9 protein-coding genes and 4 tRNA genes are annotated in these 12,377 nt (G+C 40.6%); 4 read left to right on the plus strand and 9 right to left on the minus strand.

What is annotated here, in order from left to right; genetic code table 11:
• Positions 1 to 5 precede the first annotated feature (5 nt).
• The 6 genes from proB to CCY97_RS07025 all read right to left on the minus strand — a co-directional run bounded on the left by proB (position 6) and on the right by CCY97_RS07025 (position 2,367).
• A complete protein-coding gene (gene proB, locus CCY97_RS07000; protein ID WP_112064762.1) occupies positions 6 to 788 on the minus strand; it encodes a glutamate 5-kinase in 783 nt (260 codons plus the stop codon).
• 18 nt (positions 789 to 806) lie between these two features.
• Complete coding sequence (locus CCY97_RS07005) at positions 807 to 1,862, minus strand: GDP-L-fucose synthase (protein ID WP_112064763.1); 1,056 nt, start codon at positions 1,860 to 1,862, stop codon at positions 807 to 809.
• A 77-nt stretch (positions 1,863 to 1,939) separates the two neighbouring features.
• A tRNA-Ser gene (locus CCY97_RS07010) sits at positions 1,940 to 2,027 on the minus strand.
• A gap of 38 nt (positions 2,028 to 2,065) precedes the next feature.
• A tRNA-Cys gene (locus CCY97_RS07015) sits at positions 2,066 to 2,140 on the minus strand.
• A gap of 16 nt (positions 2,141 to 2,156) precedes the next feature.
• Positions 2,157 to 2,244, minus strand: a tRNA-Leu gene (locus tag CCY97_RS07020).
• Positions 2,245 to 2,292: 48 nt separating this feature from the next.
• Positions 2,293 to 2,367 (minus strand) — tRNA-Gly (locus CCY97_RS07025).
• Between the two features lie 141 nt (positions 2,368 to 2,508).
• Here CCY97_RS07025 and CCY97_RS07030 point away from each other — a divergent pair.
• Both CCY97_RS07030 and murC read left to right on the plus strand, forming a co-directional pair.
• Entirely contained in the window at positions 2,509 to 3,630 is a 1,122-nt protein-coding gene (locus tag CCY97_RS07030) for a succinyldiaminopimelate transaminase (RefSeq protein ID WP_112064764.1), read from the plus strand.
• A gap of 15 nt (positions 3,631 to 3,645) precedes the next feature.
• On the plus strand, positions 3,646 to 4,950 hold the full coding sequence (gene murC, locus CCY97_RS07035; RefSeq protein ID WP_112064765.1) for a UDP-N-acetylmuramate--L-alanine ligase: 1,305 nt from the start codon (positions 3,646 to 3,648) through the stop codon (positions 4,948 to 4,950).
• Positions 4,951 to 4,954: 4 nt separating this feature from the next.
• On the opposite strand, the gene guaB is transcribed toward murC, so the two are convergent.
• From guaB to pyrH, 3 genes are read right to left on the minus strand one after another with little or no spacing between them, the layout of a single operon-like run.
• Positions 4,955 to 6,400, minus strand: coding sequence for an IMP dehydrogenase (gene guaB, locus CCY97_RS07040; protein ID WP_112064766.1), 1,446 nt, complete (start codon positions 6,398 to 6,400; stop codon positions 4,955 to 4,957).
• A 24-nt stretch (positions 6,401 to 6,424) separates the two neighbouring features.
• A complete protein-coding gene (gene gatA / locus CCY97_RS07045) occupies positions 6,425 to 7,783 on the minus strand; it encodes an Asp-tRNA(Asn)/Glu-tRNA(Gln) amidotransferase subunit GatA (protein ID WP_112064767.1) in 1,359 nt (452 codons plus the stop codon).
• Between the two features lie 55 nt (positions 7,784 to 7,838).
• Positions 7,839 to 8,552 (minus strand): UMP kinase, encoded by a 714-nt coding sequence (gene pyrH / locus CCY97_RS07050; protein WP_112064768.1) that lies wholly within the window; start codon positions 8,550 to 8,552, stop codon positions 7,839 to 7,841.
• 154 nt (positions 8,553 to 8,706) lie between these two features.
• Here pyrH and CCY97_RS07055 point away from each other — a divergent pair, with 154 nt between their 5' ends.
• Both CCY97_RS07055 and CCY97_RS07060 read left to right on the plus strand, forming a co-directional pair.
• Positions 8,707 to 9,408, plus strand: coding sequence for an outer membrane beta-barrel protein (locus CCY97_RS07055; RefSeq protein WP_112064769.1), 702 nt, complete (start codon positions 8,707 to 8,709; stop codon positions 9,406 to 9,408).
• Between the two features lie 476 nt (positions 9,409 to 9,884).
• Positions 9,885 to 12,377, plus strand: a 2,493-nt coding sequence (locus CCY97_RS07060; protein WP_146744524.1) for a hypothetical protein, incomplete at its 3' end; no start/stop codon positions are given.

Here is a 12,377-nt window from a genome sequence, read left to right on the forward strand (position 1 = left end):
TACCTTCAAAAATAATAGTTACCAAAAAGTGTGCCACTAATCTGTTTAGAATCAAGCAAAAAAGTCTGTATGACTTCAAGCTTATTGCCATTACTTAAAAACATCGAGCGATTATGTTTTAGTAAAAACTGCGCGGCTTGGAGCTTGGTAACAATACCCCCTGTGGCGAAATATCCATTAGGGCTTGCCTGCTCATTTAATACATCTGGCTGTATCTGCGTGATGTGGCTTAAAATCTTTGCATCTGGATTGTGTTTAGGATTAGAATCATAATATCCATCTATATCGCTTAAAATCGCAAGCAACCCAGCATCAAAATAGTGCGTGACATAGGCACCAAGTCTATCATTATCACCGATAAGATCGCTTGTGAGCTCTTTAGTCGAAGTGGTGTCATTCTCATTTAAAATAGGCAAGATTCCATGCGCCAAAAGTGTGTCTACACAATCTTTAGCATGTCTTGTTTGTGTGCGAGAATCAAAGTTATAACCTGTAACAAGAATCTGGGCTGTGATAATTCCATATTTTACAAACTCTAAACGATACGATTCCATAAGCAGAGGCTGTCCAATGCTAGCTAGGGCTTGTTTATTTGTGATCTGTGTCTTATCAATCTTAAGGAGTGTATAACCACTTGCTACCGCGCCAGAAGAGACCAATAGCACATCATAGCGCTCACGCAATGCAGAGATAAGTCTGGCAATCTTTTGGATCTGCAACTTGTTGATCTCATACCCATCGCTTAAGATGGAGCTACCAACTTTTAAGACTATGCGTTTTTTTGTCATATCCTAATCTTTCATATTTTACGCCATAGCCTTATAGTGTTTATATACGCTACTTATTCCATCGCGCAAAGAAATGCTTGGCTTCCAACCAAGCGCATTGAGCTTTGAGGAATCCATCAGTTTTGCGAAAGTCCCATCAGGCTTTGAAGTATCAAACACAAGATAGCCGCTAAAACCTACAATCTCTTGTATCAACTCGCCTAACTCTTTGATACTAATATCGCTACCAAAGCCGATGTTTATGTGAGTATTGCGCACTTGCATATTGTTGGTAACAGAATCTCTTGTAAGAGTATCAAAATCAATGTTTTCCATCACATACACGCAGGCTCTGGCCATGTCTAATGCATGCAAAAACTCTCTTCGTGGTCTCCCACTCCCCCAAATCTGCACACTTTGCGCGCTTATGCCAAATCGCTGCAAGAATGCTTGCAAACTCTCTCCGCTTAAGCCTGTATCTTTCTCTACAGATTCTCTATCACCTTGGCTCAAAAGCTTTGCTAAATGAATCTTACGCAAGAGAGCAGGCAAAACATGAGAGGTATGAAGGTTAAAATTATCATTGTCGCCATAAAGATTTGTAGGCATCACGCTTAAGAAATTGCATCCATATTGGAGTGCGAAACTCTCGCACATTTTAAGGCCGGCAATCTTGGCAATCGCATAGGGTTCATTGGTGTATTCCAGCTCGCTTGTAAGCAAATATTCCTCTTTTATAGGCTGCTGGCAGTCTCTAGGATAAATGCAAGAACTCCCCAAAAAGAGTAGTTTTTTGACACCACTTTTATAAGCATGAAAAATTACATTGTTTTGAATGGCAAGATTCTGATAAATAAAGTCGGCGCGGAACTCATTATTTGCAGCGATTCCCCCTACCTTTGCCGCTGCCAAAAACACATACTCAGGGCGAACCTCGTTAAAAAACATCTCCACTGCATTAAAATCACTCAAGTCAAGTTCTGCATGGCTTTTGGTAATGATATTACCAAAACCATCTTGTTGCAAGACCTGCACAATACTTGAGCCTACAAGTCCTCTATGTCCAGCTACAAAAATCCTAGAATCTTTTTGCATACTTCCCTCAAAAATACTTATTTAAAAATTTAACAAACACAATAAGATAAAGCTATACCGGATTAAATCTTATAGAGTGGCCGGGAGAGAGGGATTCGAACCCCCGGAAGCTTGCACTTCAACGGTTTTCAAGACCGCCGCTTTCGACCACTCAGCCATCTCCCGAATGCAAGATAGATATACAGAAAGAACTTTTTTGTATCTGGAGGCGACACCCAGATTCGAACTGGGGAATCAAGGCTTTGCAGGCCCATGCCTTACCACTTGGCTATGTCGCCATATCTCAACCACAAGTGGTGCCCGAAGCCGGACTTGAACCGGCACAGACGCAATGTCCGAGGGATTTTAAGTCCCTTGTGTCTACCAATTTCACCACCCGGGCTGAATTAATCGCAATTTGAAAATCATTGATTAAGGAATTTTTGATAAATGGAGCGGGAAACGGGGATCGAACCCGCGGCCCCGACCTTGGCAAGGTCGTGCTCTACCACTGAGCTATTCCCGCAAAAATTGGGACAAAAAACACGCGGATTCTATCAGCGTTTTATCAAAAAATCAAGCACTGCAAATAAAGACAACGATTTTCTGATACAATGCCAGCCTTATCTTGAGACGCCTAAATCACAATGTATTTTCAAGGAAGTTTATGCTTGTAGGATTCCAAAGCTATCCATTTGAAAAACTCAACCAACTTTTCTTGTCAATCCCAAAACCACAAAATACCCTTAATCTTACAATTGGTGAGCCGCAATTCCAAACGCCACAAATTATCTTGGATAAGTTTACCCAGAATGCACACCTCCTGAATAAATACCCAAAATCAAGCGGAGAGGAATTCTTACAGTCTAGCCAACGCAATTTTGTCCAAAAACGTTTTGGAGTAGAATTAAACAAAAGCCAGCTCATCTCCACTTTTGGTACTCGCGAAGTGCTTTTTAATTTCCCACAATTTTTCTTATTTGGCAAATCACACCCTGTAATAGCATATCCAAACCCGTTCTATCAGATTTATGAAGGTGCCGCCATTGCATCAAATGCCAAAAGTTTGCTGATGGAGCTAAATGCCCACAATGGCTTCAAACCACACTTAGAAAAACAAGAATTAGAACAAGTGGATTTGGTTATTCTTAACTCCCCAAACAACCCAACAGGTGTTGCTCTAAATATCAATGAACTCAGCGAGTGGGTAAAGCTCGCATTGGAATACAATTTTGTCATTCTTAGTGATGAATGTTATAGCGAGATTTATGCCAAAGACGCTCCAGATAGTATTCTGCAAGCAAGTCTCAAAGCAGGCAATCCTACCTTCAAAAATATCTTATCACTCAATTCAATCTCTAAGCGTTCTAGCGCACCTGGACTTCGTAGCGGCTTTATCGCTGGTGATGAGCAGATTCTCAAAAACTATGCAAAGTACCGTACCTATATAGGTTGTGCTATCCCACTTCCATTACAAGAAGCTGCCAACATCGCATGGAGCGATTTTGAAAATCCTGCGGCCACTCGTGCAATTTATGCTAAGAATCTCCAGATTGCTCAAGAGATCTTCCCACAAGCCTATGTAGCACCATATAGCTTTTACCTTTGGCTTAGGGTTGGCGATGATTTAGGATTTAGCAAAGAGCTTTTTGCTCAAAAAAGCATTATGGTGTTGCCCGGAAGCTTTTTGGGACGCAATGGTGCAGGAGAGGGATATGTAAGGATTGCACTTGTGTATGAAAACAGCATAATACGCCAAGCACTGCAAGCTATCAAAAGTTTCATATAAGCAAAGGGATAAATTTTGAAGATTCATCTAATAGGAATTGGTGGAATTGGGATTTCTGGATTAGCCCGCTATCTTATGGCGCAGGGCTTTAGTATTAGTGGAAGTGATATAACACAATCCCCCACAATTAGGACCCTCCAGCAACAAGGCATATCCATCACAATCCCCCACAACAAAGACTGTATAAAAGATCAAGACATAGTCATCCACTCTGCCATCATCAAGCCTGATAATGTCGAACTACAAAGAGCACAAGAGCTTGGTATTAAGATACTCTCACGTGCCCAGGCATTGGAATTTATCCTCAAAGACAAGCGGGTTTTTAGCATATGTGGCGCACATGGCAAAAGCACTACAAGTGCAATGCTTGCTAGCATTTTCCCAGAATTTGGCGCAATAATCGGGGCAGATTCCAAAGAATTTGGCTCAAATGTCCGCGCAATAGCCTGCCAAAGCATTATCTTTGAAGCCGATGAATCAGACAAAAGCTTTTTAAACTCAAATCCCTACTACGCTATCCTCCCAAATGCAGAACCCGAGCATATGGAGACTTATGATAACAACTTGCAAGAATTTTATAACGCCTACAACTGCTTTTTAGACAAAGCTACAAAGCGTATAGTAAGCGATTCAGATACATTCCTTGCAAATATCACCCAAGAATCTTTACATCTTAACCCCAAAGAAGACATCTCACATATCTCATATTTTCTGAAAGATTCTAAGCCATATACGCGCTTTTGTCTGCGTGATTTTGGTGAGTTTGAGGTTTATGGGTTTGGCGAGCATACAGCTATTAATGCTTCCTTAGCGATTCTATGTGCATTAGATGAAGGCAAAAACATACAGGAAATAAAAGAAAATCTCAAAAATTTCGCAGGAATCAAAAAACGCTTTGACATTCTCACAACCAAGGATTGCGTGATTATCGATGATTATGCACACCATCCAACCGAAATCAGCGCTACCCTACAAAGCGCACAAATCTACAAAAATCTTAGTAGCCACTCGCATATCACTGCATTATGGCAACCACACAAATACTCTCGTCTTTTAGTGAATCTCGATGGATTCAAACAATGCTTTGAAAACCTTTGCGATGAGCTCATCATATTGCCGGTATGGTGTGCTGGAGAAGCTCCACAACAAATCGATTTACTCAAAGAATTCGCGCATCTCAACCCAATCCTTGCAGGTCGCGTCATGAGAAATGGTAATAGCCTTATAGTCTACAAAGAAGACAAACCTATAAAACATCTAGATTCTGGAATCATCATAGGACTGGGCGCTGGAGATATTACCTACCAGTTGCGAGAGTAGCTCTTTACCCGTGATAATTTGGCGCTTCCTTAGTAATATACACATTATGCACATGGGATTCCTTTAATCCCGCTGCAGTAATCTCTACAAACTCCGCATTTTTCTGTAACTCCACAATATCCTTGCTTCCCAGATACCCCATACTAGAGCAAATCCCTCCTACAAGCTGATGCACTACATCACCTATCTTGCCTCTATATGGCACGCGTCCCTCAATACCCTCGGGCACAAGCTTGTCTTGTGCTGTGCCTTCTTGGAAATATCTGTCCGCACTTCCCCTAGTCATAGCACCTATACTTCCCATACCACGATAACTTTTATACTGCCTGCCTTGGTATATCATCAGATCACCCGGAGATTCTTTAGTACCAGCAAGCAGAGAGCCTATCATAACACTTGAAGCGCCTATAGCTAAAGCCTTTGTAATATCTCCAGAATATTTGATTCCGCCATCAGCGATTATGGGGACATTGTGTTTTCTAGCGACCTGTGCGCAATTATCGATGGCTGAAACCTGGGGCATGCCGACTCCAGCCACAATGCGCGTCGTGCAAATACTTCCAGGACCTATACCCACCTTTATCGCATCAGCACCTGCTTCTATCAAATCCTCAGTAGCCTTTGCTGTTACGACATTGCCCACCACCACATCTATACGCAATTTAGCTTTGATTTCTTTGAGCGTCCTAAGCACATTCAAAGAATGCCCATGCGCAGAATCAAGCACCAATACATCAACCCCAGCCTCCACTAAAGCCTGCGCTCGCTCAATCTGCAAGACACCAATCGCAGCACCCACACGGAGTCTGCCAAAACCATCTTTATTAGAATCCGGATACTCTATACGCTTTTGTATATCTTTGATTGTGATAAGTCCTTTGAGTGTTTCATTGTGATCGACTATTGGAAGTTTTTCGATTCTGTGTTTATGCATTATCTCTCGCGCTTGCTCTAGCGTCGTACCGATTCCAGCAGTGATAAGCGGGGCTTTTGTCATCACATCGCCAACCTTCTTCTCCAAATCAGTTTCAAAACGGACATCGCGATTAGTCAAGATTCCAATCAACTTACCATGGCTATCTACTACAGGCACACCTGAGATTTTGTAGTTATCAGTTATCATCTTGGCTTCTTTAAGAGTAGCATCTGCCAAAATATAAATTGGATCGACTATAACACCGCTCTCGCTCTTTTTGACCTTTTTCACATTCTCCACTTGAGAATCTATATTCATGTTCTTATGGATAATCCCTATCCCGCCAAGACGCGCCATAGCAATAGCAGTCTGATATTCTGTCACAGTATCCATGGCAGCTGAAACAATAGGAATATTTAATCCAATATTTCTACTCAATTTGGTTTTTAGACTCACTTCTTTGGGCAATATCTCAGAATATGCAGGCACAAGCAAAATGTCCTCAAAAGTTAATGCTTTTTGTACAATCTTCATTTTGCCTCCTTGTAACTAGCTAAATTAAGAATTTCCGAGCTCTTTTTCTAATCCGTAGGCAATATTAAGAATACTTTGTTCTTGGCAATGATTACCAATAAACTGCACACCAAAGGGTAATCCACTCAAACCCTTCAAACTCACTGATGGCACACATATAGCAGGCAAGCCAGCAAGATTCACACCTATCGTATAAATATCACTAAGATACATTGCAAGCGGAGATATACTAGTGCCAAACTTCGGAGCTAAAGTCGGTGCAATGGGTGCTAGCAAAACATCGCATGCCATAAATAAATCATTGTATTGCGCCTTTATAAGCTCGCGCACTCTTTGTGCTCTCAGATAATAAGCATCATAATAGCCACTACTTAACACAAAACTCCCAAGCATTATTCGGCGCTTTACCTCATCGCCAAAACCTTGTGTGCGAGTATTCACATAGAGTTCTTTAAGATTTGTGCAATGTGCCCTATTGCCATAGCGTACACCATCAAAACGTGCTAGATTAGAGCTAGCTTCAGCAGTAGAGATAATATAGTAAGTAGAGACATGATAATCCACATCCAGCATATCAAGCTCTACAATGCTATGCCCCATAGATTCTAAAAGCTTGATGCTCTCCTCGTAGTTTTGGATAATCTCGCTATCAGCTGATTCTAGCCATCCTCTCAAAACCCCTACTTTATAGCGGATATCACTATCAAGGCTTGCAAAAGTATTTGTAGCAGGGAGATTAAGAGAAGTAGAATCTTTAGGGTCATGACCGCTTATACAATCCAATAGCAAGCTAGCATCTTCTACATTCTGCGTGATAGGACCTATCTGATCAAAGCTTGAACTATATGCTATAAGACCATAGCGACTTACCCGTCCATAAGTTGGCTTCAGCCCTACACATCCACAAAATCCAGCAGGCTGACGGATAGAGCCCCCAGTATCACTACCAAGCGATGCTATTGCCAGCCCCGCTGCTACTGCCGCTGCACTCCCACCACTTGAACCACCGGGTACACGTGAAGTATCACGCGGGTTTTTCGTGCGACCATAGCAGCTAGATTCTGTAGTGCTACCCATGGCAAACTCATCCATATTCGCACGTCCAAAGGCACACATACCATTATTATGCAGATTCTCAATCACACTAGCGTTATATGGTGCTATATAACCCTTCAAAATATTCGAACCACAAGTTATCTCCCAGCCTTTGACATTGATATTATCTTTTATCAGAATAGGCACGCCCTTATTTTGCTCAAATGAGTGAAACCCACCTATATAAGCATTCAACTCGATATTTTCTTTCACATTTTTGAGGATTCTGGATTTGATTTCCCGCAGTTCTTCTTCCCTGAGACTTAGAGCTTGCTTGAGAGTAATCATTGATAGACCTTAAGTTTTGTGCGCATTATATATCGAGATTTTACTGGCATACCAATCATTGTACGACAGAATACACGCCATTGCCACTACTAAGAATCTCAAGCAGATTCCCACTCTTGAGCATATTGCAAACTAAAATTGGTAGTTTATTCTCCTTAGCAAGCGCTATTGCTGTATCATCCATTACCTTAATATGATCCCGCAAGGCCTCATCATAATTGACAGATTGGAGCATTTTGGCATCACTAAACTTCTTTGGATCTTTATCATACACGCCATCAACTTTTGTGGCTTTGATAATCACACTAGCACCAATCTCCACTGCCCTAAGCGTAGCAGCACTATCTGTGGTAAAAAACGGATTTCCAGTCCCCGCAGCAAAAATCACCACCCTGCCCTTTTCCAAATGCCTAATAGCACGACGATAGATATAGCTCTCACACACTTCCCTTATCTCTATAGCGCTTTGCACCCTCACATCTATACCCAAATGCTCCAATGCCTCTTGCATAGCCACTGCATTAATGACTGTAGCTAGCATACCCATATAGTCCCCGCTTGTACGGCGTATAAGGCCACCTTCAGCAGCACTCACGCCGCGTATGATATTGCCGCCACCAATTACTAATCCTATCTCAATCCCAGCTTCTACAAGCATCCTAATTTCTTTTGCAATATATTCCAAAATACCTACATCTATCCCAAAACCACTATTTCCACTCAATGCTTCACCAGAAAATTTAATCAAAACTCGCTTGCAACCTTTCATAAACACTCCAAAAACGACTAACAATTTGAATCCGCAAATCTTATCTTAAAACTTGGTATTTGACTCTCACATTGCTTGCATATTATTGAAGTCAAAAAAATAGTGTAGAATACCCGCCCCAAATCCAAAAAATCTATTTAAGGAGAATGCAGCAATGAACTTAAAAATCTTAAGAAATCTAAGCATAAGCGCAATCTTGACAAACGCCACATTTCTGAGTGTGAATGCACAGACTTTCGTAGGTGTAGGAGCAGGAGTTGGCATAGATTCTGGCATCGTGTACAAAGGTACCCAAAACAAACAACCTTCACTCCAACCACAGAATGTAGAATCTAGCTCTTTTGACTATGAATTGCTTGTAGGTTACCAAAACTCTAGCCAGCCAGTATCATTCCGAATTTATGGCTTAGGAGGTCTGAGTTATCTCAGCACTGATCCAAAGCTTATAAATGCTACTGATATAAGCGCAAATATCGATGTGGTATATAGCATACCAATGAGTGCAGACAAGAAATTCAGCATATATGGCGGGGCAGGAGTTGGACTATTGCTCCTTAGTGGAAAGGCTATCAAAGAAACCAACAGCTTTGATGATAAAATAAAAGCCCTGTCTCAAAACAGCAATAGCAACCACGACTACAAAATAAAATCCCAAAATTTCTATACATCATTTGCTATCAATCTAGGCACACAATTTTATTTCAATCAACGTAACGCGGTGGAATTAGCGGCACGCATTCCATTATCACGCGATAAATCGATACTTGCTTATGATGACAAACTTACCAAAGAAAAATTTGACATCACATTAAAGGTGCCTTACACAATGAGCTTGCGATATATTTTTACATTCTAAATCACAGAGATTCTCTTAGAGTCTCTGCCCTACTTTCTCTCATACACTTTTAAATCCTAAAACCCTTTCCTTGATGCAGATTGTAGTAAGGCAGCTCATCGCTACAGCACCAAAGAGATTAAAAATCAACAAACTGAAAGTACAAATCGCACTTGTTAGAGGCAAAAAAACTCTATGACAAACGAGAATCTTTAAAGAAAAAACAGCAGCTCAAAGACGCACAAAGCGCTATGAAAGAGGCTTTGTACAAATAAAACTTTAATGGCAGTAGTTATGGCACATTACACATCCCCTAGTCTTAAGACAAGATATTCACTTTTCCTTCTTTTTGTGTTTCTTTTTTACACGTTATTGGAAATTTGCGTGTATTTTTGAGAATAAGTGCTTTTTTTTTTTTTTTTACTTCACTACAATCAGAACCACTCTATATATAAAGATATAGAGCCTAAGATATACCAAACAAAATGGAGGAAATAATGAAACCAACATATTCACCTAAGTTTATCTCAACCATAGCAGCTTTGTCTCTTTGTGTCTCAAGTGCAGTAGCTCATCATCCAGATACTAACTGGGTGATTACTGGAAGCAATGAGAATGCTCATAGTAGTGCCGGTGATTCCAACACTACCACAATCACCAATCTCACTAATGGCATTGTCAGTACTGGAGCTAATGCTGAGAATAGAATCAGCTCGCTTATCATTAAAAGTGAAACCAACAACAATAACAACCCGACCCTAGAAATAGGAAATCAAAACAATAATAAGAAAATCACCGTCCCAAATATCACCATAGACGCAGGAGCTAATCTCAACAGAACGATTCAGAATCCATCAAACACAAACAATAGATGGAACATCATAATCCGTGGCGGCTCCACAATAGAAAACTTTATGAACAATGGCACAATCAGTTCTACAGGAAAGGCAGACACACTCTACCTCTTTACAGATGAGCAAACAAAAAATAGCAACCAAAAAGGAGGCCAGACAGCTATAACAAACTTTACAAACAACGGAACCATAGAATCCAAAGGTAGCAATGCAGCTATAAGACTCCAAGGAGCTAGGATTGACAATTTCAAAAACAAACAGGGCAAACTCATCTCAGGAGATAGTGAGGAAGCAATCAAGGTTGAAAGAAAAGGAACTAACGGACAAGCTACCAACTCAACCATCACCAACTTTACCAACGAAGGCACGATAAAAGCCAACAACACAGCAGTGAATTTCAACAACACAAGTATCACTAACTTCACAAACTCAGGCACTATCATCAATGAAGGAAACAAAAATAGCGGCGTGAATATCAATGATACTACCATCACAAGCTTCAGCAACTCTGGAACGATCAAAATAACACAAGGTGCTGCAGCTGTGAGATTATCGGGCAGCACCAATGTCAGCACTTTCATCAATGAGGTTGGTGGCTTGATACAAAGCGATCAAGAAAACACTCAATACAGGATTGGCGATGAAGTCAAAGCAGCAATCTATGCACATTCAGGCAAAAACATCACAAGCCTTGAGAATAAAGGAACGGTCAAAGGCAAGAATATTGGAATCTACATATGGGGTAAAAATAACCAAAGCATCACCCATCTCAAAAACTCAGGTCTTATAGAAATAAATGGCAATAACAATAGTAGTGGTGGCAGCAATGGCAGTGGTGGCAATGGCAGCAAAACTGGAGGTATTGTATTAGGAAATTATGACAACCAGAACGCTAAATACGACACTGTAGAAAACACTGGCACTATCAAAGGTGGGGACTATGGCATATACACAGAAGGCGCAACTATTACCAATTTCAAAAACTCTGGAACGATAGAAGGCAAAATAGATGGTATAGGATTCTATAACGCTGGAACTACTAACACCAGCATCACCAATCTTGATATAGATAGTGGAGTAATCAAAGGCGGAACAAATGGTATCAACATAAGCAAAGATAAAGGCTCAGATACCATAGCAGTACAGAATCTCACCATCAAATCAGGAGCCACAGTAGAAGGCGGCACAGGCAGTGGTCTGGTGCTAGGAAATAACAAAAATGAAACAAATGGTAAAAAAGCAACTTACAAACTCACAGGAAAAATAGAAGTCAATGGCACACTGAAAGGCTCAACTGCTGGTATCACCAATCACGGCGAACTAGGCTCAGACAATCAAGATGCTATCGTAGTAGGTAATGGTGGCCAAATAATCGGAGTTGTCAAAAACGAAAGTGGCGGAAATCTTAAAGGAAACATCACTAACAACAGCGCAAGCACTCTATCTCTAGAGAGCAAAGGCACAGTTGGCAATAACATGGTTATTACTAATAGTAATGCTAATGCTGGTGGCAAAGTTGAAATAAAAGACTGGAAAGTAGAGAATCAAGGTAATAATGGTAGTGGTCAGCAAGTAAAAAAGGTGCAATTCAAAGGTGAAGGCATTACAGTAGATAAATTAACAATAAGTGCAGGAAATGTAGATGTTACCCAAGTAGCTAATGCATTTACTACAGATGATAAAGCAAACAAAGCCAATATATTTGCACACACCCAAATAGAATCCACAGACCAATCAGTCAAATTCACCGGTGACATGCTCCGAGGCCTTGTTGCCAACATAGATGGTTCTAAAACAGCAGCTGCTGCATTAAACAGAACACTTATAACCACAGCTACTGCAAGAGCTACATTCTTAGATACTGTTATGGGGAATGCATTGAATACTCTTTCTTTTTTGCATCATAGAGCAAGTTCTTCTTTGGGAAGTTATAAGAATGCAAACTTGTATGCAAATGCTACTACTATAAGAAATGATCTGTTGTCTCAGAGTTCTAATTATGCAAGCAATAAAAACAATCTTTTCTTTGTATTGCCCTATTACTCTTATACAAAAGTAGAACTCGATAAAGGAGTATTCTCTAAAGGACATACACAAGGTCTAGTATTAGGATATAGCTTCTTTAATCCAAAATCA

Source organism: Helicobacter sp. 10-6591 (genome assembly GCF_003288805.1).
GTDB lineage: Bacteria > Campylobacterota > Campylobacteria > Campylobacterales > Helicobacteraceae > Helicobacter_F.

Excerpts from the sequence above, each read along its gene's own strand:
- proB (WP_112064762.1), bottom strand. The coding sequence starts at position 788 with ATGACAAAAAAACGCATAGTCTTAAAAGTTGGTAGCTCCATCTTAAGC.
- CCY97_RS07005 (WP_112064763.1), bottom strand. The coding sequence starts at position 1,862 with ATGCAAAAAGATTCTAGGATTTTTGTAGCTGGACATAGAGGACTTGTA.
- CCY97_RS07030 (WP_112064764.1), top strand. The coding sequence starts at position 2,509 with ATGCTTGTAGGATTCCAAAGCTATCCATTTGAAAAACTCAACCAACTT.
- guaB (WP_112064766.1), bottom strand. The coding sequence starts at position 6,400 with ATGAAGATTGTACAAAAAGCATTAACTTTTGAGGACATTTTGCTTGTG.
- gatA (WP_112064767.1), bottom strand. The coding sequence starts at position 7,783 with ATGATTACTCTCAAGCAAGCTCTAAGTCTCAGGGAAGAAGAACTGCGG.
- pyrH (WP_112064768.1), bottom strand. The coding sequence starts at position 8,552 with ATGAAAGGTTGCAAGCGAGTTTTGATTAAATTTTCTGGTGAAGCATTG.
- CCY97_RS07055 (WP_112064769.1), top strand. The coding sequence starts at position 8,707 with ATGAACTTAAAAATCTTAAGAAATCTAAGCATAAGCGCAATCTTGACA.